Below are 25,034 nucleotides of genomic sequence, written 5' to 3'. Positions count from 1 at the left end.
ACATGAGCGGACAGTGCCCCGGCGGCCGTGCGACCGGCCCCGGGGCTCGGCCGATCTGAAAGAGCAGACCGACATGCCGCAAGCTACAGCGCAGGCCCGCCCCATCGGGCCTCCCGGGTACAGCCAGACGATGCCGCGCAAGCCGGAGAGCGCCGCTGCCGCCAGACGTTTCACCGATACCGCCCTGTCCTGTTGGGGCTTGGAGGAGCTGGCCGACGACTGCGCCCTGATCGTGAGCGAACTCGTCGCCAACTCCGTGAGGTACGCCCGCCGGGACTCCATCCGCGTAGTCGTGGAGCGGACCGCTCCTCGGACGGTCCGCGTGGCCGTCACGGATTTCAGCCGCGCGCTGCCCGTGGAGCGTCGGGCGGCCGACAGCGACGAGGGTGGGCGGGGCCTGTTACTTGTGGCAGCTCTGGCGTCCGACTGGGGTACGGACGTGCGTCGTTGGGGCAAGGTTGTCTGGGCTGAGCTGGAGAGGCGCGGATGAGCACCGACGAGAGCCTGGGCCGCAGCGCGGCCCGTGCCCATCTTTCCCAGCTGATCGACATGTTTGGCGTGGACGGGTGCTTGAGGGTCAACGTGGTGCCTGTACCTGCGCCGGAGGCTGCAAGTGAGGCTGCCGAGGAGGAGTAGTCCCGAGAGGCCCGGGAAGGGCCGCGGTCCGGGCTCCCCCCTCACCGCCCAGCGGCCCCCACCGGCGCGACCGGGGCCGACGCCGCGACCGGGCGGCGCCGGGCCGGGAGGCCGGTCGTCGGGTTGGCCACGCCCCAGGCGGCGCCCTTGCAGACCAGCTCCTTGTAGACGGCGGCGAGCCTGCCCGTCAGCGCCGCCTTGACCGCGCGGTCGTCGGCGGTGACGTACTGGATGAGGCCGTCCTTGCGGCCCAGCGAGACGCACTGGTTGAAGTAGCGCAGCGGGGTGGACGGGATCTTGGTGCCGGTGAGGCGGGCCGCGAGGGCGTCGGCGGCCTGCCAGGCGGTGGGGACGCCCGAGGCGCAGGACATCCGCAGCGGCTTGCCGCCGGGGCCGGCGACGAGGGCCGCGTCCCCGATGGCGTAGACGTCGGGGTGCGAGACCGAGCGCATGGTCGCGTCGACCACGATCTGGCCGCTCGCGGAGGTCTCCAGGGCGGTGGCCGCCGCGAGCGGGTGGACCGCGAAGCCTGCCGTCCAGACGGTGACCGCCGCCGGGAACGAGGTGCCCTCGGCCGTGGTGACGTACCCGGGGCCGACCTCCGCGACGGCGGTGTGCTCGTGGACGGTGATCCCGAGCCGGTCGAAGACCTTGCGGACGTGCGCGCGGCCCGTGGGCGAGAGCCAGTCGCCGAGGCCGCCGCGCGCGGCGAGGGCGATGTCGAGGTCCGGGCGGGCCTCCGCGAACTCGGTCGCCGCTTCGAGGCCGGTCAGCCCGCCGCCGACGATCAGCACGGACTGGCCGGGCGCGAGGCCGGCCAGCCGGTCGCGCAGCCGGAGCGCGCCGGGGCGGCTCGCGATCTCGTGGGCGTGCTCGGCGGTCCCGGGGACGCCCTGGGTGTTCCAGGCGCTGCCGAGGGCGTAGACGAGGGAGTCGTACGTCAGCTCCTCCGCGCCGTCCGCGCTCTCGACGGTGACCGCCTTGCGGTCGACGTCCACGGCGGTGACCCGGCCGATCTTCAGCTCCACGCCCGTCCCGGCGAACATCTCGGTGAAGGGGCGGGGCTTGAGGTCCTGGCCCGCAGCGAGCTGGTGCATGCGGACGCGCTCCACGAAGTCGGGCTCCGCGTTGACGAGGGTGACGGTGACGTCCTCGCGGCGCAGCCGCCTGGCGACGCGGCCCGCCGCGATGGCTCCGGCGTATCCGGCTCCGAGGACGATGATGCGGTGCTGCTGCATGTGCCTGCTCCTGTCTCGCGCGGGTTCGCCCCTGCGGGGTGGTTTCTCGCCCCTTGAACCGGGTGGCCCGCGTTTTCCTGACAGAAGGCGGATGTGACCTGGGTCACTGTATGGTCAGAAGGCTGTGAGCAGCGGCTTTCCATGTTCCATGGCCGCCCACCGCCGGGTCGCGCGTTCCAGCTTGTCCGGGTTGACCTGGTTGCGGAACGCGGCGATTCCCTCCGGGGTGACTTCCACGCACATGACGCCGATGACCCGTTCGCCGACGACCGCCAGGACGGCCGTGGAGCCGTTGGCGTGGGTCATGTGGAGCTCGGCGGAGCCGCCGGTGTACGCGGTCTTCGCCTTGCCCGGCTTGAGCAGGCCGCGCATGAACGTCGCGACGGCCTTCGCGCCCTCGAACGCCTTGGCGCGGGCGGGCACCTTGCCGCCGCCGTCCCCGATGGAGATCGCGTCGGAGGTCAGCAGCTCCACGAGCGGTTCCGTACGGCCACCGGCGGCGGCGAGCAGGAACTCCTCGATGACCCGGCGGGCGGCGGCCTCGTCCACCTCGGTGCGCGTCCGGCCGTCGGCGATGTGCTTCTTCGCCCGGTGGTAGACCTGCTGCACGGCGGATTCGCCCAGGTCCAGGATCTCGGCGATCTCCCGGTGCGGATAGCCGAACGCCTCGCGGAGCACGTACACGGCCCGTTCGCCCGGCGTCAGCCGCTCCATGAGCGTGAGCACGGCGTACGAGACCGACTCGCGCTGCTCCACCGTGTCGGCGGGGCCGAGCATGGGGTCCCCGGCGAGCAGCGGTTCGGGCAGCCAGGCACCCACGTACGTCTCGCGGCGGGCGCGGGCGGAGGTGAGCTGGTTGAGGCAGAGGTTGGTGAGGACCTTCGTCAGCCACGCCTCGGGGACCTCGATCCGCCCGGTGTCGGCGGCCTGCCAGCGCAGGTAGGTGTCCTGCACGGCGTCCTCGGCCTCGCTCGCCGAGCCCAGGAGGCGGTAGGCGATGGCCTCCAGCCGGGGCCTGGCCGCCTCGAACCGGTCCACGTCCTGCACGGTCGGGGTCATGCCCGGATCCTAACGCCGGGCGTGCGGGCGGCGCGGGTGCCGCGGTCTCATGCGGCGGCGGGGGCGATGTTCTGGTTGGCGTGGAAGAAGTTCTCCGGGTCGTAGGCGCGCTTGACGGCTGTCAGGCGCTCGTACGTGGTGCGGTAGGTGGACCGGACGCGGTCGGGTTCCTCGGCCTCGCCGAGGAAGTTGACGTAGGCACCGCCCATGGAGTGGGGGTGCAGCTCGGTCCAGTAGTCGACGCACCACTGCCGGATGCGTTCGGCGTTGGTGGGGTCGGGGTCGACGCCCGCGATGACGCCGGACCACATGGCGTCCCGGTAGGCCCACGGCGTCGCGTCGGCGGCGACCCGGTGGGCCGCGCCGTCCACCGGATACAGGTGCATGGTCGACAGGCCGGTCGGAAGGGCGCGGCCGTACTTCTCGTGCACCTCGACCGCCGCGTCGGAGACCGCGTCGAAGAAGTCGCCCCGCCAGTACCACTGGAGGCCCTTGGGGATCAGGCCGTCGAACATGGACTGGAGCGCCGGGTAGGGCATGGGGCCGGCGAAGTGGAAGGCCGGCGGGGCCGGATCGCCGACCACCGACAGCGTCTCCTCCAGGCGGTCGTCCGAGAGGTCGCCGGTGCAGCACCAGACCACACCGCACATCTTCCGGCCGTGGATCTCCTCCGGGAACGGCGGAGCCGGCGGGACGGTCAGCAGGGCGAAGAAGCCGTACAGGTCGTCCGGTGCCGCGGGCAGGAAGTCGCGGTACCAGCGCAGCACTTCGCCCGTGCGGTCCACCGGCCACACGGTCACCCCGGCGCCCACGGTGTCCACCGGGTGCAGCCGGTAGGTGAACGAGGTGACGACGCCGAAGTTGCCGCCGCCGCCCCGCAGCGCCCAGAACAGGTCGGGGTGTTCCGTCTCGGAGGCGGTGACGAAGGTTCCGTCGGCCAGGACGACGTCCGCAGACACGAGGCTGTCGATCGTGAGGCCGTACGCGCGGGTCAGATAGCCGTGGCCGCCGCCCAGCGTGAGGCCGCCCACGCCGGTGGTGGACATGATTCCGGCCGGTACTCCCAGGCCGAACGTGTGGGTGGCGTGGTCGAGATCGCCGAGCAGGCCGCCCCCGCCCACCTGGGCCGTCCCCGCTCCGGGGTCGACGCGCACCCCGCGCATCGGCGAGAGGTCGAGGGTCAGCCCGTCCTCGACGAGGCACAGGCCGGGGCCGCTGTGTCCGCCGCCGCGGACGGCCAGTTCGCGTCCCGTGTCCCGGGCGAAGGCGAGGGTGGTCCGTACGTCCGCCACGTCGGCGCACCGGGCGATGGCGGCGGGGCGACGGTCGATCATGGCGTTGTACAGGCTGCGGCTCTCGTCGTAGTCCGCGTCCGCCGGGGTGGTGACGGTGCCGCGCAGAGTGGTGCGCAGGCTGTCGAAAGCAGTGCTGTCGATGCTGGTCATGGGGGAACACCTCTGAGGGGTGCAGGTCGCGCACCCGCTGCTTCAAGTGTGACCCAGATCACGCGTCGAACCCATGTGTGGGACCGTTGCCGGGTTCGCAATCGTCCGTCCGCAGGAGCCCGGGAGTCCGCAATGGAATGGCAGTGCACCGGCCTCCGCTGGCCCGAGGGCTCCGAAGGCCCCGCGCTGGGCTGGCGCAAGGGGACGCGGACGCGGGCGAGCGCCCTGGCGTACGGAACGGAGTTCGGCTTCCGGGCGTCCGGTGAGCGGCGCTGCTCCGGGGCCCGGGGCAACGCCTGCCCGCTGGCCGCCGTCGTCCCGGCGGGCTCCACGGGCGGGCGCTGCCCGGAGTGCGGGCGGCTCGACCGGGCGCACTCGGTGGCCGCCGACACGATCCCGGACGATCCCCGCACGTACCGGGTGTACCTCGCGTGGTTCGGGCCCGGCCTGGTGAAGGTCGGGATCACCGCCGAGGAGCGGGGCGCGGCGCGGCTGCGGGAGCAGGGCGCCGTGGTCTTCAGCTGGCTGGGCCGGGGGCCGCTGATGGCGGCGCGCCGGGCCGAGGAGGTGCTGCGGGCGGCCCTCGGGGTCCCGGACCGCATTCCGTACGCCCGCAAGCGGGAGGTGCGCCGGGCCCTCCCGGACGCGGCGGACCGGGCCGCGGAGGTCGCCGAGCTGTACGGGAGGGCGGCGGCCCTGGAGGGCGCGGGCCTGCCGGAGGCGCTGGAGCGGCTGCCGTTCGCGGCGGTGGACCACGCGGAGGCGTTCGGGCTGGGAGAGGTCTCCGGGCCGGTCCGCGCGGTGACCGGCCTGGTGGACGGGGGCGCGGTGGCGGGGAGGCTCGTCGCGGCGGCCGGTCCCGACCTGCATCTGGACGCGGGCCCGCAGGGCCTCGTCATCGTGGACACCCGGCTGATGACCGGCTGGGCGCTGACGGCGGCCGGGGCGGGCGCGGCCGGGGCCGGGCTGCCGACCGTGGTGGTGGGGGGCGGGGCGGCGCAGGACGGGCTGTTCTGAGAGGGTCGCCCGTATGGGTGACGATCACGACGACGTGGTGCGGTTCCGGCAGCGGCTCGGGCTGCCCGGGCTCATCGACGTACACACGCACTTCATGCCGGAGCGGGTCCTGCGCAAGGTGTGGGCGTACTTCGACTCGGCGGGCCCGCTGACCGGCCTGGAGTGGCCGATCGCCTACCGGCACGAGGAGGCGGAACGGCTCGCCCTGCTCCGCTCGTTCGGGGTGCTCCGCTTCACGTCGATGCTGTATCCGCACAAGCCGGGGATGGCGGCCTGGCTGAACGACTGGGCGGCCGGTTTCGCCGCGCGGACGCCGGACTGCCTGCACACCGCGACGTTCTTCCCCGAACCGGACGCCGGACGCTATGTGCGGGAGGCCGTCGAAGCGGGGGCCCGGGTCTTCAAGGCGCACCTCCAGGTCGGCGCGTACGACCCGAACGACCCGCTGCTCGACCCGGTGTGGGGCCTGCTCGCGGAGGCGGGCATTCCAGTCGTGACGCACTGCGGTTCGGGCCCGGCGCCCGGCAAGCACACCGGTCCCGGTCCCATCGGCCGCGTTCTTGCCCGGCATCCCCGGCTGCCGCTGATCGTGGCGCACATGGGCATGCCGGAGTACACGGAGTTCCTGACGCTCGCGGAGACGTACCCGGAGGTGCGGCTCGACACGACGATGGCGTTCACGGACTTCGTCGAGGAGTTCAGCCCGTTCCCCCCGGCGGAGCTCGGCCGCCTGGCGGCGCTCGGCGACCGCGTCCTGCTGGGGACGGACTTCCCGAACATCCCGTACCCGTACGCCCACCAGCTGCACGCCCTGGAACGCCTGGGGCTCGGTGACGACTGGCTCCGGGCGGTCTGCCACGACAACGCGCGGGCGCTGTTCGGCGTCTGAGACCGCCGCCGCGGCTTTCTCAGGGAATTCACAGAAACGGAAAAGAACTCTCTCAGAGCCGTCTCACAGGCTGGCGTCATGACGACGACGACCTCGCCCCAGGGGCGTACCGAACTGCTCAGGCCGGACCGCACCCCCGTGCGGGTGCTGGTCGTGGACGACGAGGCCTCGCTCACGGAGCTGCTGTCGATGGCGCTCCGTTACGAGGGCTGGGAGGTGCGCAGCGCGGGGGACGGCGCGGCCGCCGTGCGCACCGCCCGCGCGTTCCGGCCCGATGTGGTGATCCTCGACGTGATGCTGCCCGACATGGACGGTCTCGCCGTCCTCGGCAGGCTGCGGCGCGAGCTGTCCGACGTGCCGGTGCTGTTCCTGACCGCGCGGGACTCCGTGGAGGACCGGATCGCCGGGCTCACCGCGGGCGGCGACGACTACGTCACCAAGCCGTTCAGCCTGGAGGAGGTCGTGGCCCGGCTGCGCGGCCTGATCCGGCGGTCGGGGACGGCGGCGGCGCGCGGCGAGTCGCGGCTCGTCGTGGGCGACCTGATGCTGGACGAGGACAGCCACGAGGTCAGCCGGGGCGGGAAGAACATCCACCTGACGGCGACCGAGTTCGAGCTGCTGCGGTTCCTGATGCGCAATCCGCGCCGGGTGCTCAGCAAGGCGCAGATCCTGGACCGGGTCTGGAACTACGACTTCGGTGGCCAGGCCAACGTGGTCGAGCTGTACATCTCCTACCTGCGCAAGAAGATCGACGCGGGCCGCGCGCCCATGATCCACACCCGGCGCGGGGCGGGATACCTGATCAAGCCGGGTGAGTAGCACGATGCGGCGGCCGTGGACCCTGCGCACCCGCCTCGTGGTCTCGGCGGTGACGCTGATCGCCGTGGTGGCCGCCGTGATCGGCTCGGTGACCGCGATCGCCTTCCACAGTTACCTGTACGGGAAACTCGACGACCAGCTGCGGGACATCGCGGTCCGGGCGGAGCGGGCGCCGGGTGTTCCCGCGCCCGGGGGTCCGAAAACGGCTCCGGAGCGTGATCCGCTCGGTTTCATCGGCATGGGCGGCCAGCCGCTGCAGACCTTCGGCGCGCTGGTCGAGCGGGGGGAGATCACGGACTCGGCCGTCGTGAAGGACGGCGGGTTCGACGCGGGCGAGAACACCGAACCGCTGTCCGGCGCCCAGCGGGCCGCCGTGACGGCGGCCGGTGTCACGGCGGACGACCGCGCGCACGAGGTCGAGCTGCCGGGCCTGGGCGGCTACCGGGTGCGGGCGGTGCCCGTGAGCGACGGCGGCACGGTCCTCGTGGGCATCCCCACCACCGAGGTGAGCCGTGCGCTGGGCACCCTGATCCTGGTCGAGGTCTGCGTGACCGGTGCCGGGCTCGTCGCGGCCGGGATCGCGGGCGCGGTGATGGTCGGCGTGGCGCTCCGCCCCCTGCGCCGGGTGGCGGCGACCGCGACCCGGGTCTCCGAACTACCGCTGCACAGCGGCGAGGTGGCCCTCCTCGAACGCGTCCCGGACGCGCAGGCGGACCCGCGCACGGAGGTCGGCCAGGTCGGCGCCGCGCTGAACCGGATGCTGGGGCACGTGGGTTCGGCGCTGGACGCGCGGCAGCGCAGCGAGACGCGGGTGCGCCGGTTCGTCGCGGACGCCAGCCACGAGCTGCGGACGCCGCTGGCCTCGATACGCGGCTACGCCGAACTCACCCGGCGCGGCCGGGAGGACCCCGGTCCGGACATCCGGCACGCGCTCGGCCGCATCGAGTCGGAGGCGCAGCGGATGACGGGCATGGTCGAGGACCTGCTCCTGCTCGCCCGGCTGGACGCGGGCCGCCCGCTCGCGTACGAGAGCACCGACCTCTCGCCGCTCGTCGTGGACGCGGTGAGCGACGCCCGGGCGGCGGACCGTGCCGAGCCCGCCCGCCACTGGCGCCTCGACCTGCCGGACGCCCCCGCGACGGTCCGCGCCGACCCCACCCGCATCCACCAGGTCCTGGTCAACCTCCTGGCCAACGCCCGCACCCACACCCCGCCCGGCACCACGGTCACCGCCCGCGTCCTGGCCGCGCCCGACGCCCCCTGGGTCACCCTGGAGGTCCAGGACGACGGGCCCGGCATCCCCCCGGACCTTCTCCCCCACGTCTTCGAACGCTTCGCCCGGGGCGACGCCTCCCGCTCCCGCCACGCCGGTTCGACGGGCCTCGGTCTGGCGATCGTCCAAGCGGTGGTGTCGGCCCATGGCGGTGCGGTGGAGGTGCGGTCGGTGCCGGGGGAGACGGTGTTCGCGGTCCGGCTTCCGGTGGAGCGGGACCCGTCCGGCGCGCCCGCCCGGCGGCACGAGGACCACTCACAGAGGGACCACAGCCTCAGCACACGCCGGTGACAGCGCCGTTGGCGACCGTCGACGCATGCGAACAGAGACTCCTTGGAGCACCTTGCCGGCCCGGGACCACCTCCTCGCCGGCGCGGGCGGTGCGGCGGGTGCGCCCGTGCTCGATGTGGTGGTACCCGTCTACAACGAGGAGAAGGACCTCGAACCGTGCGTGCTGCGGCTGCACGAGCACCTGGCCCGCACCTTCCCGTACGCCTTCCGGATCACCGTCGCCGACAACGCCAGCACCGACCGGACGCCCGAGGTGGCGGAGCGGCTGGCGCGGTCGCTGCCGGGGGTGCGGTCGTTCAGGCTGGAGGAGAAGGGGCGCGGTAGGGCGCTGCGTACCGTCTGGACCCACTCGGACGCCCCGGTGCTCGCCTACATGGACGTCGACCTGTCCACCGACCTCAACGCGCTGCTCCCGCTGGTGGCGCCGCTCATCTCCGGGCACTCCGACCTCGCCATCGGGTCGCGGCTCGCGCGCAGTTCACGGGTGGTGCGGGGGACGAAGCGGGAGTTCATCTCCCGGGCGTACAACATCATCCTGCGTTCGTCGCTGGCCGCGCGGTTCAGTGACGCCCAGTGCGGGTTCAAGGCGATCCGCCGCGAGGTCGCGCAGCGGCTGCTGCCGATGGTGGAGGACACCGGCTGGTTCTTCGACACCGAGATGCTGGTGCTCGCCGAACGGGCCGGGCTGCGCATCCACGAGGTGCCCGTCGACTGGGTGGACGACCCCGACTCCACGGTCCACATCGTCCGGACCGCCACCGACGACCTGAAGGGCGTGTGGCGGGTGGGACGGGCGCTGGCCGTCGGCGCGCTGCCGCTGGACCGGCTGGCGCGGCCCTTCGGGGACGATCCGCGCGACCGGGCGATCGGCGGGGTGCCGGGCGGGCTCGCCCGTCAGCTCGTCGGCTTCTGCGTCGTGGGCGCCCTGTCCACGCTGTTCTACCTGGCGCTGTACTCGCTCTTTCGGCTCGGCACCGGGCCCCAGCTCGCCAACGGGGCCGCGCTGCTGGTCTCGGCCGTCGCGAACACCGCCGCCAACCGGAGGCTCACCTTCGGGGTACGTGGCCGGGGCGGCGCGGTCCGTCACCAGGCGCAGGGCCTCGTGGTCTTCGCCATCGGGCTCGCCCTGACCAGCGGTTCGCTGGCGGCCCTGGGCGCGGCCTCCGGGTCGCCCTCCCACGGCACCGAACTCGCGGTGCTCGTCGCGGCGAACCTGGCGGCGACGGTGCTGCGCTTCCTGCTGTTCCGCGCGTGGGTCTTCCCGGAACGGGAGCGGGGAAACGCGGTGACGGCTCCCGTTCCCGCCGCGTCCTTCCCGGCCGCCGACCCGGCAAACCCCTTGTGCGACGCCGCCGTTCCCGCTCCCCCCACCGCCGAAACCCCGGCCGAAACCACCCCCGACCCGAGGAACGCCCGATGACCACGCTCGACCCCGCCCACGCTCCGGCCGCCCGGCCGGACACGCCCCCGGGGCACGCACGGGACGGTGCCTCCCTGCCCCGCCGGATCTGGCGCGGCCGGGCCGAGGACGCGCCCTGGGTGCGCCCCGCCTTCCTGGCCCTGCTGCTCGTCATCACGCTGGCGTACCTCTGGAACCTCAGCGCCTCCGGATACGCCAACTCCTTCTACTCCGCCGCCGTGCAGGCCGGCAGCCGCAGCTGGAAGGCGTTCTTCTTCGGCTCGCTCGACGCGGCCAACGCCATCACCGTCGACAAGCCGCCGGCCGCCCTGTGGCCCATGGCCCTGTCGGTGCGGGTCTTCGGGCTCAGCTCCTGGGCGATCCTCGCCCCGCAGGTGGTCATGGCCGCCGCGACGGCCGGGGTGCTGTACGCGACGGTGCGCCGCCGGTTCAGTGCCGCCGCCGGGCTCATCACCATGGCGGTGTTCGCGCTGACGCCGGTCGCCGCGCTGATGTTCCGCTTCAACAACCCGGACGCGCTGCTCGCGCTGCTGATGACGGTCACCGTCCACTGCGTGCTGCGCGCGATGGAGAGGGGACGCACCAAGTGGCTGGTGTGGGCGGGCGTCGCGGTGGGACTGGCGTTCCTGTCGAAGACCCTCCAGGCGTTCCTGATTCTGCCGCCGCTGGCCGTGCTCTACGCGGTGTGCGCACCGGTCCCCGTACGCAGGAGGTTCGGGCAGCTCGGTCTGGCCGTGCTCGCCATGGTCGTCGCGGGCGGCTGGTGGGTGGCCGCTGTCGAACTGTGGCCCGCCTCCTCACGCCCGTACATCGGCGGTTCGCAGAACAACTCGTTCCTTGAGCTGACCTTCGGCTACAACGGGCTCGGCCGGATCAACGGCGAGGAGACCGGCAGCGTCGGCGGCGGAGGCGGCCCGGGCGGCGGTCAGTGGGGCGAGACCGGCATCGGCCGAATGTTCAACTCCGAGGTGGGCGCGCAGATTTCCTGGCTGCTGCCCGCCGCACTGATCCTGCTCGTCGCCGGGATCTGGCTGACCCGGCGCGCAGGAGGGCACCTCCCCGGCATGAAGCGCTGGGGGAGCACCGACACCGCGCGGGCGGCGTTCCTCGCGTGGGGCGGTTCGCTGCTGATGACGGCCGCCGTCTTCAGCTTCATGGCCGGGATCTTCCACCAGTACTACACGGTGGCGCTGGCCCCCTGTCTGGCCGCGCTGGTCGGCATGGGCGTCACGGTCCTCTGGGAGGAGCGGGCCCACTGGTGGGCGGGCGCCGCGCTCGCGGGGACCGTCGCGGTGACGGCGTACTGGGCGTACGTCCTCCTCGGCCGCACCCCGGACTACCTGCCGTGGCTGCGGACGGCCGTGCTCGTCACCGGTCTCGTGGCGGCGGCCGGCCTGTTGCTCGTGGTCCGGCTCGGCCGCCGACTGGCCCTCGTCGCGGTGGCCCTGGGCTTCGCCGCGTCGCTCGCCGGGCCGGCCGCGTACACCGTGAGCACCCTGAACACGGGCCACCAGGGCTCCATCGTCACCGCCGGTCCGGCTTCGGGCGGCATGGGCGGCGGTCCGGGCGGCGGTGGCGGGCGGGGCGGCCCGGGCGGCATGCCTCCGGGGCAGGGCGGCACTCAGCGGGGCACCGGCATGGGCCAGCCCCCCACCGGCACCCCGCCGGGCCAGGGGACGGGCCGGAGCCAGGCCCAGCCCCCCGCGCAGAACGGCGGAAGCCCCCGGACCGGCGGACGCGGCACCCCACCCACCACGGGCGAACGCGGAGCCGGCGGCATGGGTGGCCTCCTCAACGGCGCGTCCGTCGGCTCCGAGGCGAAGGCGCTCCTGGAGAAGAACGCCGACGACTACACCTGGGCCGCCGCGGCCATCGGCTCCCAGAACGCCGCGAGCTACCAACTCGCCACCGAGGAACCCGTCATGGCGATCGGCGGCTTCAACGGAAGCGACCCGTCCCCGACGCTCGCGCAGTTCAAGAAGTACGTCGAGGACGGCCGCATCCACTACTTGGTCCCGGGCGGCGGCATGGGCGGAGGAGGCATGGGCGGCAGCGGCACCGCCTCGCAGATCTCCGCCTGGGTGGAGAAGAACTTCAAGGAGGTGACGGCGGGCAGCGCCACCTTCTACGACCTCACCCGGCCGACGACGAGCGGCTGAGGCTTCGGCGCATCAGCGCCGCAGCGACAGATCGGCCACGACAGGGCGGTGGTCCGAGGCGATCGCTTCCTCGGCCACCGCCGCGCCGCGCACCCGCACGGTGTCCTTCGAAACGGCCACGTAGTCGATCCGCTGCACCGGATTCAGCGCCGGGTACGTCGGCCCGCCCGGCTCGACGTCGGTCAGCTCCTGCCACAGCGGCGCCAGCTCCGGCGCGGTCGGCGGCGCGTTGAAGTCGCCGAGCAGGATCTGCCGCACCGGGCGACGCTCGTTCGCCTGGTCCTCCGCCATGATCCGCCGGGTGTCCGCGACCTGGGCGGTCCGGACGGACGGATCGCCCCGGTAGTCGAGATGCGTCGCGTACACGTGGACGGGCAGCCCGCGCACCTTCAGCACCACCTCACCGAAGCCGGGCGCGGGCGCCGGGACCGGGTTCGGGTCCTGCGTGGAGAGCCGGGTCAGATCGTGGTTCTCGGCGCTCACGATCCGGTACCGGGACAGCACGGCAACGCCGAACTCCCGCCGGGGCCCGCCCTCCGCCACCGGGTCCAGGCTGTAGATCGGCGCGAAGGAGACGTGCATTCCCAGCCGTCGGCCCAGCTCGGCCGCCAGGTCCCGCCCCTCGCTGCGGTCGCCCCAGCGGACGTCCACCTCCTGGAGCCCGATCACATCCGCGTCCAGGGCGCGCAGCGCGGCCACCTGCCGGTCGAGATCGAAGACGTTGTCCATGCCGGCCCCGGCATGGATGTTGTACGTGGCGACGCGCAGCGGGACCGACTGCCCGGGCGCCCGCCCGTGCCCCGCCGCCGTCGCGGGAGGCGCGAGCGCGGCCCCCAACAACCCTGCGGCCAACAGGACTTCCACCGTACGACGACGCAGTGACATATCACTCCAGCTTCCGGGGCAGGTCGTATCCGATGCGGCGACCGGCACCGTACCCACGAGAAGACACTTGTACGCACCAACCACCGCGATCCCCGGCCGCCGGGCCGCGACAGCGGCATAGCATCGGGCGGGACCTGCCGGACCGTAAGCCTCCGCTTCGCGGCCACGCGGGTGCGCGGCCGGTCCGTCCGTCCCGCGCCGAGATGAGGGAGAGCGCCATGGGGTCCGCGGCCGACCGCGTGAAGAACCCTGTCCGGTCCAGCGTGTGGCTGGAGACCCGGCAGCCCGCGCGCTCCCGGCGGGCGGCCCAGCCGGCCGGGCTCGACCGGGAGCGGATCACCGCGGCCTCGGTCCGGCTGCTGGACGCCGAGGGGCTGGCGAAGTTCTCCATGCGCCGGCTGGCCGCCGAGCTGAACGTCACGGCCATGTCCCTGTACTGGTACGTGGACACCAAGGACGACCTGCTGGAACTGGCCCTCGACGCGGTCTACAGCGAGATCGCGCCGCCGCCCGCCGACGCCCCCTGGCAGGACCGGCTGCGCGCGGTGGCGGCGGCGTACCGCGGGCTCCTCGTGCGGCACGTCTGGGTCTCGCCGCTGGCGGGCCGCTTCCTCAACCTCGGCCCGCACGCGCTGCTGGTGACCCGCACCGTGCGGGACGTCATCCGCGCGACGGGGCTGCCCCCGGAGAGCCACGGCGGGGCGCTGGCGGCGGTCTTCCAGTTCGTGTACGGATTCGGCACGGCCGAGGGCCGGTTCGCGCGGCGCAGCGCGGAGGCGGGGCTCAGCCAGGACGAGTACGTCCGGCAGGCGATGGCGGCGATCCAGGAGCAGCCCCGGCTCGACGGCCTCGTGGAGGACTCGCCGGGCCTGATGGCGGCCCGCGACGGGGCCACCGTGGAGGAGACCCTGGAGCGCGACTTCGCCTTCGGGCTGGACCTGCTGATCGCGGGGATCGACGCGATGCGGGACCGCGGTCAGTAGCCCCGTGCGGTGTCCACCGTGAGCGCCGGGACCCGGCCCGCCGACAGCTCCCGCAGGCACGCCGCGAAGTCCGTGACGACGTCCTCGTCCGCCGTGATCCCCGCGGAGTGCGAGGTGACGACCGTGCGCGGCAGCCGCCAGCACGCGTCCCCGGGCGCCGCCGGCTCGTCGGCCAGCACGTCGAGCACCGCCCGCCCCACCGACCCCGCGCGCAACGCGGCCTCCAGCGCCCCCAGTTCCACCGTCGCGCCCCGCCCCACATTGAGGAACGTCGCCCCGCCCATCGCCGCGAACCGGTCCGCCCCGAAATAGCCGGTGGTCGCCCCGGTCAGCGGGAGCGCGGCGACCACCCAGCGGGCGGCCACCGGTTCGTCCGCCGGGACCACCGCGTCGAAGCCGGGCGGCACCGGGCGCGGGGTGCGGGCGGCGGCCACGGTCCGGATGGAGCAGGCCCGGAGCAGCGTGGCGACGGCGGAGCCGATGCGTCCGATGCCGTGCACCACGGCGGTCTGCCCGGCGACGAGTTCGGAGTCGATGCGGCGCCACTCGGCGCGGGCGTGCTGGGCGGCGAACTCCGGCACGGACTGGCACTCCGCGAGCACCCAGCCCAGCACGTACTGCGCGATCCGCTCGCCCATGCGCCCCACGGTCCGGGTCAGCGGTACGCCGTCCGGCCAGGGGCCGCCGCGCAGCAGGGCGTCCGTGCCCGCGTTGACGCTGTGGAACCAGACCAGGTCCGGCCCGCGCACCGCGTCGGGCAGCGAGGCACCCACGTACACGAAGGGGCCGTCGCCGGGGGTGCGTTCGATGGTGCGGCCGGTGGCCGCCGCCAGTCCGCGCACGGCGGCCTCGCCGACCTCGGGCCCGGCGACGATCCGGGCCCGGTCGAGCAGGGCGGGGGAGATCACGGGGCGAGGTGGGCGGGGAAGCCGCCGGTGGCGATGGGGCCCCAGCGTTCCGGGGTGATCCGGATGATCGACTTCCCTTGCTTCACCATCGCCGCCCGGTACTCGTCCCAGTCCGGGTGCTCGCCGGAGATGTTCCGGAAGTACTCGACGAGCGGCTCGACCGAGTCCGGCGCGTCGATGACCTCGGCGGACCCGTCGATCTGGACCCAGGGCCCGTTCCAGTCGTCGGACAGGACGATCACGCTGACCCGCGCGTCGCGCTTGGCGTTACGGGTCTTGGCGCGCTCGGGGTACGTGGAGACCACGATCCGGCCCGCGTCGTCCACGCCGCAGGTGAGCGGGGAGCCCTGGGGGCGGCCGTCGGCCCGGGTGGTCAGCAGGATCGCCCGGTGCCGGGGCCGTACGAAGTCCAGCAGTGCGTCGAGTTCCACGGCGGTGTTCGTTGCGATGTTGGGTGCCATGGAACCGACCCTACGACCGGCCGCCGTCAGACGGCGGGCAGGGAATCGCCCTGCACGGCCTGGATGTCCAGCTCGACGCGGAGCGTGGTGCCGATCGCCGCGATGCCGGCCTGGACCACCTGGTTGTAGTTCATGGCGAAGTCCTCGCGGCGCAGTTCGGCCGTCGCGTTGAACGCCGCGCGCACCCCGCCCCACGGGTCGGGGCCGGTGCCGAGGTAGCTCAGGCCGAGGTCGACGGGGCGCGTCACGCCGCGCATGGTCAGCTCGCCGTGCACGGTCCAGCGGTCGGGCCCGGCCGGGGTCAGCCCGGTGGAGCGGTAGGTGATCTCCGGGAAGCGGTCGGTGTCCAGGAAGTCGGGGGAGCGCAGGTGCTTGTCCCGCATGCCGTTGCCGGTGTCGATGCTCGCCGCGTCGATGACCGCCTCGACCCGGGAGCTCTGCAGGTCCTCGGAGATCTCGATGCGCCCGCCGAACTCGGTGAACCGGCCGTGCACGCTGGAGATCCCGAGGTGCTGGGCGACCGCGCCCACCGAGGAGTGCGCCGGGTCCAGCGACCAGGTGCCCGGCGGCGGCAGCTCCACGCCGCCCTGGCGATTGAGCACGACGGTGCCCGCCTCGACCGTGCCGCTCGCCGTGACGAGGGCGGTGGAGGCGGCGGGGGCGTACCCGACCGCCGTCACGATCACCGTGTACGCGCCCGCGGGCAGCGGGGTGTCGGCCCGTACGGCCCCGGTCTCGTCGGCGGCGGCGCGCAGCACCTGGGTGCCGGTCATGTCGGTGACCGTCACGACCGCGTGCTGCACAGCCCAGCCGTCCCGCGTCCGTACCTGTGCGCGAAGTCCCATCCCGTTCTCTCTCCTTGCTCATGACGCCGTCCGTCCACCGGACCGGGTCATTCAATGAGTCGGGCCCCGGGGCGGGGACGGCAGGCCGTCCCCTGCCTGCCGTCCCCGCCGCCGGGGCCCATTTCCACCGGCCGGTGCCGCGCATCCGCTCAAGAACGCCGCCCCCGCCAGGGGTTCTGGTGCGGGCCGGGGCCAGGGCCTTCCGTTCGGACCGGCCCTGCCCCGTACCCGTCAGGTCACTCGCCCGGGTGGACGAGCTCGATGTCGTGGCCGTCGACCCCGTGACCGGCCACCGTCAGGGCACCGGCCACCGGCGGGTAGCCGGTCGCGATGACCGTGTACTCGCCCGCGTCCAGGTCGGCGAAGGCGTACGCCCCGTCCTCCCCGGTCGTCGAGCTGGCGATCACGTTGCCGGCCGCGTCGACCAGCGTGACCCGGGCGTCGGGCAGCGGGCGGCGGCTCGCACCGGCCCGCACGACGCCCTGGACCAGCGCACCGGCCTGGAGCGCGGCGTCGACCCGGGTGACCCCCTGGCCGCCGATCTCGACCGGCAGGGCCAGCGGGCGGAAGCCGGCCGCGTTGACCGCGACGGTCACCGCGCCGGGGACCAGCTCGCCGAAGGCGAAGTCGCCCGTCTCGGCGGACTTGCCGGTGGCCAGGACGTCGCCGCGCACATCGGTGACGATGACCATGGCGTCCGCGACCGGCGCGCCGCTCTCGGCGGCCCGCACGGTGCCGGCCAGGCCGCTCGTACCCGAGAGGAGGATGTCGTACGCCAGCGGCTCGTCGCCGACGACCACGGTGGACGCCTGCGGCTGGAAGCCGTCGGCGGACGCGATCAGGACGTACGAACCGGCGCCCGGGGCGGCCAGCGCGTAGCTCCCGTCGGCCTGCGCCGCGGCGATGCCCAGCTGCCGGCCGCCGAGCGAGATCAGCGTGACGGCCGCCCGGGCCACGGGCGTGCCCTCGGCACCCCGGACCACACCGCGGACGGGGGTGCCGTCCTTGGCGAAGTCCACGGGAGCCCCGGCCTCGGCGACGGGGGCCGCCTCGGTGGTGTCGACGGCGGTGACCCCGGCGGCGCCCTCGGCGACCGCCTCGGTGACGGCGTCGGCGGGGGCCTCGGCGGGCGCGTCGGCCTGGGCCGGGGCGTCGCCGACGGCCCGCGTCCTGAGCGCGACCTCCTTGATGAACAGCGTGATCAGGAAGGCGAGCAGCGCGGCCGGAGCGGCGTACAGGAAGACGTCACCGACGCCGTGCCCGTAGGCGGCCTCCATGACCGTGCGGAACGGGGCGGGCAGCTTGTCCAGGTCGGGGATGCCCCCGCCACCGGTGCCGCCGTGGCCCAGGGCCGCGCCCTGCGGGCCGAGGTCCGCGAGGCCGTCCTTGACGTAGTGGGTGACGCGGTTCGCCATGACGGCGCCCAGCGCCGAGACGCCGATCGCACCACCGAGGGAACGGAAGAAGGTGACGACGGAGCTGGCCGAACCGAGGTCCTTCGGGTCCACCTGGTTCTGCGTGGCGAGCACGAGGTTCTGCATCATCATGCCGATGCCGAGACCCATCACGAACATGAAGACCGCGATGTGCCAGTACGTCGTGTCGTAGCGGATCGTTCCGAGCAGGCCGAGCCCCGCGGTGACCAGGAAGCCGCCGCTGACCAGCCAGATCTTCCAGCGGCCGGTCTTGGTGATGATCTGGCCGGAGACGGTCGAGGAGAGGAACAGACCCCCGATCATCGGGATGGTCATCACACCGGACATCGTCGGCGACTTGCCGCGCGCCAGCTGGAAGTACTGGCTGAAGAAGACGGTGCCGGCGAACATCGCGATGCCGACGAACAGCGAGGCGAGCGAGGCGAGCGTGATGGTCCGGTTGCGGAAGAGCCGCAGCGGGATGATCGGCTCGCTGGCCCGGGACTCGGTGAAGACGAAGAGCAGCGCGAGGACCAGGGAGCCCGCGAGCATGACAGCGGTCTGCCAGGAGGCCCAGTCGTACTTGTCGCCCGCGAACGTCACCCACAGGAGCAGCAGCGAGACGGCGGCGCTGATGAAGAAGGCGCCGGTCCAGTCGACCTTGACCTCACGCTTGACGACCGGGAGCTTCAGGGTCTTCTGGAGCACGATGAGGGCGATGACCGCGAACGGCACACCCACGTAGAAGCACCAGCGCCAGCCCATCCAGCTGGTGTCGGTGATGACGCCGCCGAGCAGCGGGCCGCCGACGGTGGCGACGGCGAAGACCGCGCCGATGTAGCCGCTGTAACGGCCGCGCTCGCGCGGGGCGATCATGGCGGCCATGACGATCTGGGCGAGCGCGGAGAGACCGCCGACGCCGATGCCCTGCACCACACGGCAGGCGATCAGCATGCCCGAGCTGGTCGAGAGGCCGGCGACGACCGAGCCCGCGACGTAGATGATCAGGGCTATCTGGACCAGCAGCTTCTTGCTGAACAGGTCGGACAGCTTGCCCCACAGGGGGGTGGTCGCGGTCATCGCCAGCAGCGAGGCGGTGACGACCCAGGTGTAGGCGCTCTGCCCGCCGCCCAGGTCGGAGATGATCTCCGGCAGGGCGTTGGAGACGACGGTGGACGACAGGATCGCGACGAACATGCCGAGCAGCAGCCCGGCAAGTGCCTCCATGATCTGCCGGTGTGTCATCGGCGTGCCGTCGGAGGCGTCGTGGCCCCCGTGCTTGGCGTGGCCGCCCCGCACACCGGTCGGTGTGGTCGTAGCCATGTAAGTCCTTGTCTTTGCTTCTGTTACGCGGGTGTACGGGTGTACGAGCCGTCGTGGCTGTCGGCCTGGCGCGAGCGGCAGTCGCCGCTGTGCTTTCCGGGGGCGCACCCTCCGGTGCCGCGACAGGAGAAGCTGTCGCGCAGCCGGGCCAGCAACGTGTTGAGCTGCCCGACCTCGTCGTCGGACCAATCCTGAAGATGGCAGGCGAACATCTCGGTCGACCGGCGGTAGAGGTCCTCCAGCACCCCTTCCCCCGCGGGGGTCAGCCGCAGGATGCGGGAGCGCTTGTCCGCCGGGTCCGGGAACCGTTCGATCCAGCCCCGTTCCGCCACGTGGGCGACGTGCCGGCTGGTCACCGACATGTCGACCGCGAGGAGTTCGGCCAGCCGGCTGATCCGCATCTCCCCGTGCCGGCTCAGCAGAGTCAGCACGGCGGCGGAGCCACCGGGGCATTCGGCGGGCAGGATGCGGGCGAGGCCGCGTTTGACGGCTCCGATGGCGCTCAGCTGCCGGGCCAGTTCTTCGTACTGACTCCGTGCGGCCACGGGACCCCCAGACAATCTCACCGTCATCTTGTTGCTTAGGGCAACCATAGAAGCCGTTGGTTGCTGCAGGCAAACGAAAAGGGGCTTGCGGGAGTAAAGGGACGCAAAAGACTGCGCCGGGTCCTGGTCAAACCCGCAGTGTCTGCGGTAGAGGAGGGGGTGATGTGGGGTGCGCCACACAGGCGTCGGATCGGCGGGCGGCGCCCGGGGGTTGGGCCGTTCGCCCGAGTTCGCTAGGGTCCTGCGACATGGCACACAATCCCCACGCACCGCAGGGTCCCGAGGGCTCCTACGACCCGGCCGGCAGCACCCAGATGTTCCGCGCCTTCGTCGACGAGGGCGAGCCGCAGCGTCAGCAGCCCGCCGCCGTCTCCTCCGGCCCGAGGACCGGACTGATCGCCGGGATCGTCGCGGTGGTCATCGTGCTCGGCGCGGTCGCCTGGCTCGCGTTCGGCTGACCCTCCGCTCCGCGGGAGCGACGGGGCGCCGCACCCGCCGCGCGTCCCGCCCGACCGCATCCGTCTTCGCGCCGCTCCCCCGCCGATCCGTGCGGAGGAGCGGCGCTTCGGTTCGCGGCCGCTGTCGTACGGGAACGCGCACCGGCCGCCGAGGGGCCCCGGCGGCCGGCGGTGAGGCGTGTCCGGACACCGGCCTAGTCCGCGATGAGCCCTTCCCTGAGCTGGGCGAGCGTGCGCGTCAGCAGACGGGAGACGTGCATCTGCGAGATGCCCACCTCCTCGCCGATCTGCGACTGGGTCATGTTGGCGAAGAACCGCAGCATGATGATCTGGCGCTCGCGCGGCGGAAGCTTGGCCAGCAGCGGCTTGAGCGATTCGCGGTACTCGACGCCTTCCAGCGCCGTGTCCTCGTAACCCAGCCGGTCGGCCAGCGAGCCCTCGCCGCCGTCGTCCTCGGGCGCGGGCGAGTCCAGCGACGAGGCGGTGTAGGCGTTGCCCACGGCCAGACCGTCGACCACCTCCTCCTCGGAGACCCCGAGCGCCCGGGCCAGCTCCGGCACGGTCGGCGAGCGGTCCAGCTTCTGCGCGAGCTCGTCGCTGGTCCGGGTGAGGGCGAGCCGGAGCTCCTGGAGCCTGCGCGGCACCCGCACCGACCACGAGGTGTCGCGGAAGAACCGCTTGATCTCGCCCACCACGGTCGGCATCGCGAACGTCGGGAACTCCACGCCCCGTTCGCAGTCGAAGCGGTCGATCGCCTTGATCAGGCCGATGGTGCCGACCTGGACGATGTCCTCCATGGGTTCGTTACGGCTCCGGAACCGCGCCGCCGCGTACCGCACGAGGGGCAGGTTGAGCTCGATGAGTGTGTCCCGCACATAGGCACGCTCCGGGCTGTCGGTGCCGCCGGGGCCCGGGGCGGGACCCAGCGCGGCGAGCCGCAGGAACAGGGAGCGGGAGAGCGTGCGGGTGTCGATGGCTTCCGGCGAGCTGGTGAGCGCAACGGGTGCGGGCTCGCTCTTTTCGAGCGTGAGCACCTTCGAGCTGCCCTGTTCTTCGGACATGCCACCCCCTTGAGGTCGCGGACGGTCGCGGTGGCCACGACCATCGGAGGAACGCAGCCTCCACCTGAATACCGGAGGTGGGGCTGCGGCAAACTCACTTCCCGCAGAATGTCACATGTCGGCAACACGCTGTAGTGACTTGTCGACAAGTCCAGGGGGAGTCTGCGCAGTTAACAAGGGGTGTGAGGCTTTTCGACCCCGGGAAACGCCCCGGGAACGGTCTACCCGTTTCGGTTACGCCTCGATCCTGTTTGCGGATCGGAGTCTGGCGAAACTCCGGGCCAGAAGCCTTGACACATGCATCTGGGAGACCCCGAGTTCGGCACTGATCTGGGACTGCGTCAGGTTGCTGTAGTACCGCAGCAGCAGAATCCGCTGCTCCCGCTCGGGCAGTTGTACGAGGAGGTGCCGGACGAGGTCCCGGTGCTCGACGCCCGCGAGGGCCGGGTCCTCGTAGCCGAGCCGGTCGAGGAGCCCGGGGAGTCCGTCGCCCTCCTGGGCCGCCTCCAGCGAGGTCGCGTGGTACGACCGCCCGGCCTCGATGCAGGCCAGCACCTCGTCCTCGGAGATCTTCAGCCGCTCGGCGATCTCCGCGGTGGTGGGCGAGCGGCCGTGCGCGGTGGTCAGGTCCTCGGTGGCGCCGGTGACCTGCACCCAGAGTTCGTGCAGCCGGCGGGGGACGTGGACGGTGCGCACGTTGTCCCGGAAGTACCGCTTGATCTCGCCGACCACGGTGGGCATCGCGAACGTCGGGAACTGGACGCCGCGTTCGGGGTCGAAGCGGTCGATCGCGTTGATCAGGCCGATGGTGCCGACCTGGACGACGTCCTCCATCGGCTCGTTCCGGCTGCGGAACCGCGCGGCGGCGTACCGCACGAGCGGGAGGTTGGCCTCGATCAGCGCGGTGCGCACCCGGTCGTGCTCCGCGGTGCCCGGCTCCAGGTTCTTGAGCTGTCCGAAGAGCACCTGGGTGAGCGCCCGGGTGTCGGCGGTCCGGGACCGGGCGGGGCCGGCCGTCTCGTCGGGGGTCTCGTGGACCGTCGTCTGCGCCTGGCCCGGCGGCGGGGCGGGCGGGACGGCCGGTGCCGCCTGGTGGACCTGGGGAGGCACTTGAGGCGCTGTACTGGCCGGCACGATGACGCCACCCCTTCGCGGTCAACAACTACGGCTTGCGGTCAACTTCGGTCAATCCGTCCGTCAAAAGCGGTCATAGCATCACAAGACATGACCACTATGCGCAAGCACCCCATAGCGCCGTGTTGGCCTTGTCCGGGTTTAGAACGCGCGGCGGGCGTCCATCGGGCCCTGGGACAAAGAAAAGCCCCTCACCGTCGCGGTGAGGGGCTCGCAGGGCCGAAGGCGTCAGAACGGGTAGTCGGCGATCACCCAGGTGGCGAATTCACGCCACTGACCGGCGGCCGCCTGATGGTCCGGGTGCTCGATGTAACGCTTCAGCGCGGCCTCGTCCGCGACCGCCGAGTTGATGGCGAAGTCGTAGGCGATCGGCCGGTCGGTGATGTTCCAGGCACACTCCCAGAACTCCAGCTCCGGGATGGCCCCTTCCAGCGCCCGGAACGCCTCCGCACCCGCGACGACCCTCGGATCGTCCCGCTCGACGCCGTCGTTCAGCTTGAACAGGACCAGATGGCGGATCACGCGGTACCCCTAGTTGACGAGCTCGGACATGAAGTCGCCGACGCCCTGCGCGGCGTCCGCGATGCCCTCGAACCCTACTTGCACCAGATCCGCGGCCCGGGCGGGGGAGTTGATGATCGTGTAGAGCACGAAGACGACAATCACATAGAGGGCTATCTTCTTCGCTTGCACCATCGGCCCCTGACTCCCCTTCGATCCCCTGCGGTTTCGATCCCCTGTGCGGTCGGGCGAGTCTATCCACACGCATGCTCGGGTCCGTGGGCCGTTTCCTCACGCGCCATGCCCACGGCCCAGGGACCAACGTCCCGCGCATCGGGGTCCTTGGTCCGCCCGCCCGGGGGGTCCGGCGAGGCACGATGGAAGGTGAGCCCCTCGGACTCCGAGGGGCCGGGTGCGGGAACCCTGCCGGGGACCCATGCCGTGGCCTCCCCCCGACCGCGGCAAGGAGCGGCAGGCCCCGTGACCGGGGGAAGCGGCACATCCCCCCGATGCCGCTTCCCCCTTCCTCTACTTCTTCTCGCGCCCCTTGTCGTGCGCCCCCCGCGCATCGCCCAGCGCGTCGTACAGGTCCCTCCGGCTGATCCCGAACGGGCGGAGCACCGTGCTCAGGGTGCGCGCGGTGACCCCCTGCTCCACCAGCAGCGGGACCAGGGGGCGCAGATCCACGTTCCAGGCGGCGCGCTCCGGGGGCGCCAGGACGAACACGCACTCCTCCTCGCCCGCGACGGCCGCGACCGCCTCGGAGAGCGGCAGCCACGTGGCCCCGTGCCCGAGATCGGCATGCCCGTCCGGCACGGCGATCCGGCGGTCCTCCGCGGACCCGGTCAGCACCTCGGCCAGCACGGCGAGATCGGCGGCGGGCGCCCGGAACACCACGGGGGCCGGTGCCGTCCGCAGCAGCTCCGCGTGCGGCGGGGCGGCCAGTGTCCGGCGGTCGGTACGGCCCAGGTGGACCGCCGGCGCGACCGGCAGGCCCGCCGCGAGCAGCGCCGGTACGGCCCCGGTCGCGTCGCCCGTCACCTCGAACCGGGCCCCCCGGGCCGCCGCGTCGGCCAGCCACCCCCCGCCCGCCTGCGAGACGCCCTCCAACGGCCCGGAGACGGAGGCGGCGATCACCCCGCCGTCCGCGAGGGCCGCGCGCGCCTCGTCCGGGACGCGCGCCGCGTCCAGGTCCACCGAGGCGTCCGCCGTGCGCCACAGCAGCCCCGGGCGCCCCTCCGGTTCCGGCAGGCCGCGGCGGTGGACGAGGACCAGCGGTCGGCGGGGCCCGGTCTCGGTGAGCGTCAGGGTCACCTCGGTCGCCGGGTCTCCCAGCGCCGCCACGAAGTCCGGGTCGAGGTCGCTCGCCACCAGGGTGCTGCGGAAGGCGAAGGTGTCCGGTGAGGCGTGGTCGCTGCGCCGGAGCACCAGGCGGTCGGTCACCTGGTGGTGCGGGTTGACCACGGCGGTGCCGGTGGCGACGTGCGGCCCGGCCGCGAGGCGGACGGCCACGGGGCCGCGCAGGAGGGCCAGACCCTCCTGGTCGAAGGCTGCGCTCACCCCCACGACACAGGTCGCCCGGGGCGTGATGTCCTGCTCGCCGGTGAATTCGAGGGTCTTGGCGTGGGTCGCGCGGACGTGTCCGTGGCCCCTGGCGTGGATCTTCATTGCCTTCTCCAGGGCCTAGATGTGCTGTCCGGACCGGTCATGCTAGTCCGCGCCCGCACGCGCGGACCGGGCCGACGGGCGGCCAGTAGACTTTCCGGCATGTTCGAACACCTCCGCCACAAGCCGGGCACCCCTCTGCTGCGCAACCGCGAGCTCGTCATCGCGTGCTCGGCGTTCCGCAGCCGCGTGAATCTGTCCAGCGTGGTGCGGACGGCGGGGTGCTGCGGAGTCGAGCGGATCATCGCCTGCGGCAATGTGAAACTCGACCCGAAGATCGCGCGCGACGGTGCCGACAACGTCGAGATCGAAATGCGCCGGAGCCTTCCGCCGGTGCTGAAGAAGATGCGCGAGGACGGCTACACGATCATCGCGCTCGAACAGGCCACGAATTCCAAGAGCCTGCACGAGATCAGCTTCCCCCGTAAGTCGGTCATCGTCCTCGGAAACGAGCGGACCGGCCTCAAGGAGGACGAGCTCGCCTGCGTGGACGAGTGCGTGGAGATCCCGGTCTGGGGCTCCCCGCACAGCTACAACGTCGCCACGGCAGGCGCGATGGCCATGTACGAGTACTGCAGGCAGTTCCCGACGGGCTGACCCGCCG

The 25,034-nt window shown here is 72.7% G+C and carries 25 protein-coding genes; 11 read left to right on the top strand and 14 right to left on the bottom strand.

Going from position 1 to position 25,034, the window contains the following annotated elements:
* The first annotated feature begins 73 nt into the window (after window positions 1-73).
* The gene (locus AB0L33_RS00480) at window positions 74-490 is read left to right on the top strand and encodes an ATP-binding protein (protein ID WP_365676880.1); all 417 of its coding nucleotides are present in this window, start codon (window positions 74-76) and stop codon (window positions 488-490) included.
* Window positions 487-636: a hypothetical protein gene (locus tag AB0L33_RS00475; RefSeq protein WP_365676879.1), complete on the top strand. Its 150-nt coding sequence runs from the start codon at window positions 487-489 to the stop codon at window positions 634-636. Before AB0L33_RS00480 ends, AB0L33_RS00475 begins: the two co-directional genes overlap by 4 nt.
* A gap of 41 nt (window positions 637-677) precedes the next feature.
* Here the strand turns inward: AB0L33_RS00475 and AB0L33_RS00470 are convergent, their stop codons facing one another.
* From AB0L33_RS00470 to AB0L33_RS00460, 3 genes are all read right to left on the bottom strand, one after another.
* A complete protein-coding gene (locus tag AB0L33_RS00470) occupies window positions 678-1,874 on the bottom strand; it encodes an FAD-dependent oxidoreductase (protein WP_365676878.1) in 1,197 nt (398 codons plus the stop codon).
* Between the two features lie 114 nt (window positions 1,875-1,988).
* Window positions 1,989-2,933, bottom strand: a complete 945-nt coding sequence (gene sigJ, locus AB0L33_RS00465) for an RNA polymerase sigma factor SigJ (RefSeq protein WP_365676877.1) — start codon at window positions 2,931-2,933, stop codon at window positions 1,989-1,991.
* Between the two features lie 47 nt (window positions 2,934-2,980).
* Complete coding sequence (locus AB0L33_RS00460; protein WP_365676876.1) at window positions 2,981-4,378, bottom strand: FAD-binding oxidoreductase; 1,398 nt, start codon at window positions 4,376-4,378, stop codon at window positions 2,981-2,983.
* 132 nt (window positions 4,379-4,510) lie between these two features.
* Between AB0L33_RS00460 and AB0L33_RS00455 the strand changes: the two genes are divergently transcribed.
* The 6 genes from AB0L33_RS00455 (at window position 4,511) to AB0L33_RS00430 (ending at window position 12,246) form a co-directional block, all read left to right on the top strand.
* A complete protein-coding gene (locus AB0L33_RS00455) occupies window positions 4,511-5,395 on the top strand; it encodes a DUF2797 domain-containing protein (RefSeq protein ID WP_365676874.1) in 885 nt (294 codons plus the stop codon).
* A 13-nt stretch (window positions 5,396-5,408) separates the two neighbouring features.
* Window positions 5,409-6,284, top strand: coding sequence for an amidohydrolase family protein (locus AB0L33_RS00450; RefSeq protein WP_365676873.1), 876 nt, complete (start codon window positions 5,409-5,411; stop codon window positions 6,282-6,284).
* Between the two features lie 78 nt (window positions 6,285-6,362).
* Window positions 6,363-7,103, top strand: a complete 741-nt coding sequence (locus AB0L33_RS00445) for a response regulator transcription factor (protein WP_365676872.1) — start codon at window positions 6,363-6,365, stop codon at window positions 7,101-7,103.
* Window positions 7,104-7,107: 4 nt separating this feature from the next.
* Window positions 7,108-8,667 carry a HAMP domain-containing sensor histidine kinase gene (locus tag AB0L33_RS00440; RefSeq protein WP_365677371.1) on the top strand — a complete coding sequence of 520 codons (1,560 nt, stop codon included), beginning with the start codon at window positions 7,108-7,110 and terminating at the stop codon, window positions 8,665-8,667.
* A 25-nt stretch (window positions 8,668-8,692) separates the two neighbouring features.
* Window positions 8,693-10,087: a bifunctional glycosyltransferase family 2/GtrA family protein gene (locus tag AB0L33_RS00435; RefSeq protein WP_365676871.1), complete on the top strand. Its 1,395-nt coding sequence runs from the start codon at window positions 8,693-8,695 to the stop codon at window positions 10,085-10,087.
* Window positions 10,084-12,246, top strand: a complete 2,163-nt coding sequence (locus AB0L33_RS00430; protein ID WP_365676870.1) for a glycosyltransferase family 39 protein — start codon at window positions 10,084-10,086, stop codon at window positions 12,244-12,246. Before AB0L33_RS00435 ends, AB0L33_RS00430 begins: the two co-directional genes overlap by 4 nt.
* Window positions 12,247-12,258: 12 nt before the next feature.
* Here AB0L33_RS00430 and AB0L33_RS00425 read toward each other — a convergent pair whose 3' ends face one another.
* Window positions 12,259-13,131: an endonuclease/exonuclease/phosphatase family protein gene (locus AB0L33_RS00425; RefSeq protein WP_365676869.1), complete on the bottom strand. Its 873-nt coding sequence runs from the start codon at window positions 13,129-13,131 to the stop codon at window positions 12,259-12,261.
* A gap of 218 nt (window positions 13,132-13,349) precedes the next feature.
* On the opposite strand from AB0L33_RS00425, the gene AB0L33_RS00420 reads away from it, so the two are divergent.
* Window positions 13,350-14,114: a TetR/AcrR family transcriptional regulator C-terminal domain-containing protein gene (locus tag AB0L33_RS00420; RefSeq protein WP_365676868.1), complete on the top strand. Its 765-nt coding sequence runs from the start codon at window positions 13,350-13,352 to the stop codon at window positions 14,112-14,114.
* On the opposite strand, the gene AB0L33_RS00415 is transcribed toward AB0L33_RS00420, so the two are convergent.
* The 5 genes from AB0L33_RS00415 to AB0L33_RS00395 form a co-directional block, all read right to left on the bottom strand.
* The gene (locus AB0L33_RS00415; protein ID WP_365676867.1) at window positions 14,108-15,022 is read right to left on the bottom strand and encodes an NAD(P)-dependent oxidoreductase; all 915 of its coding nucleotides are present in this window, start codon (window positions 15,020-15,022) and stop codon (window positions 14,108-14,110) included. The genes AB0L33_RS00420 and AB0L33_RS00415 overlap by 7 nt on opposite strands.
* Window positions 15,019-15,483 (bottom strand): PPOX class F420-dependent oxidoreductase, encoded by a 465-nt coding sequence (locus AB0L33_RS00410; RefSeq protein ID WP_365676866.1) that lies wholly within the window; start codon window positions 15,481-15,483, stop codon window positions 15,019-15,021. Before AB0L33_RS00410 ends, AB0L33_RS00415 begins: the two co-directional genes overlap by 4 nt.
* Before the next feature lie 26 nt (window positions 15,484-15,509).
* On the bottom strand, window positions 15,510-16,328 hold the full coding sequence (locus tag AB0L33_RS00405; protein WP_365676865.1) for a YceI family protein: 819 nt from the start codon (window positions 16,326-16,328) through the stop codon (window positions 15,510-15,512).
* A gap of 236 nt (window positions 16,329-16,564) precedes the next feature.
* Entirely contained in the window at window positions 16,565-19,066 is a 2,502-nt protein-coding gene (locus tag AB0L33_RS00400) for an MFS transporter (protein WP_365676864.1), read from the bottom strand.
* A 23-nt stretch (window positions 19,067-19,089) separates the two neighbouring features.
* Window positions 19,090-19,611, bottom strand: coding sequence for a MarR family transcriptional regulator (locus AB0L33_RS00395; protein WP_365676862.1), 522 nt, complete (start codon window positions 19,609-19,611; stop codon window positions 19,090-19,092).
* 248 nt (window positions 19,612-19,859) lie between these two features.
* On the opposite strand from AB0L33_RS00395, the gene AB0L33_RS00390 reads away from it, so the two are divergent.
* Window positions 19,860-20,069, top strand: a complete 210-nt coding sequence (locus tag AB0L33_RS00390) for a hypothetical protein (RefSeq protein WP_365676861.1) — start codon at window positions 19,860-19,862, stop codon at window positions 20,067-20,069.
* Between the two features lie 194 nt (window positions 20,070-20,263).
* Here AB0L33_RS00390 and AB0L33_RS00385 read toward each other — a convergent pair whose 3' ends face one another.
* The 5 genes from AB0L33_RS00385 to AB0L33_RS00365 all read right to left on the bottom strand — a co-directional run bounded on the left by AB0L33_RS00385 (window position 20,264) and on the right by AB0L33_RS00365 (window position 24,433).
* Window positions 20,264-21,130, bottom strand: coding sequence for an RNA polymerase sigma factor SigF (locus tag AB0L33_RS00385; protein WP_018101789.1), 867 nt, complete (start codon window positions 21,128-21,130; stop codon window positions 20,264-20,266).
* Between the two features lie 234 nt (window positions 21,131-21,364).
* Window positions 21,365-22,240, bottom strand: coding sequence for an RNA polymerase sigma factor SigF (locus AB0L33_RS00380; protein WP_365676860.1), 876 nt, complete (start codon window positions 22,238-22,240; stop codon window positions 21,365-21,367).
* Window positions 22,241-22,492: 252 nt separating this feature from the next.
* Window positions 22,493-22,786 carry a Dabb family protein gene (locus AB0L33_RS00375; protein ID WP_365676858.1) on the bottom strand — a complete coding sequence of 98 codons (294 nt, stop codon included), beginning with the start codon at window positions 22,784-22,786 and terminating at the stop codon, window positions 22,493-22,495.
* Window positions 22,787-22,795: 9 nt separating this feature from the next.
* Window positions 22,796-22,960 carry a hypothetical protein gene (locus AB0L33_RS00370; RefSeq protein WP_018101786.1) on the bottom strand — a complete coding sequence of 55 codons (165 nt, stop codon included), beginning with the start codon at window positions 22,958-22,960 and terminating at the stop codon, window positions 22,796-22,798.
* A gap of 333 nt (window positions 22,961-23,293) precedes the next feature.
* Entirely contained in the window at window positions 23,294-24,433 is a 1,140-nt protein-coding gene (locus AB0L33_RS00365; protein ID WP_365676857.1) for a DUF371 domain-containing protein, read from the bottom strand.
* Between the two features lie 99 nt (window positions 24,434-24,532).
* Here AB0L33_RS00365 and AB0L33_RS00360 point away from each other — a divergent pair, with 99 nt between their 5' ends.
* Window positions 24,533-25,027 (top strand): RNA methyltransferase, encoded by a 495-nt coding sequence (locus AB0L33_RS00360; protein WP_073966747.1) that lies wholly within the window; start codon window positions 24,533-24,535, stop codon window positions 25,025-25,027.
* Window positions 25,028-25,034: the final 7 nt, after the last annotated feature.

It is taken from the genome of Streptomyces sp. NPDC052299, from assembly GCF_040679335.1.
Lineage (GTDB): Bacteria > Actinomycetota > Actinomycetes > Streptomycetales > Streptomycetaceae > Streptomyces.
Note: the sequence above shows the minus strand (reverse complement) of the source record. Positions and strands in the feature narration are given on the sequence as shown.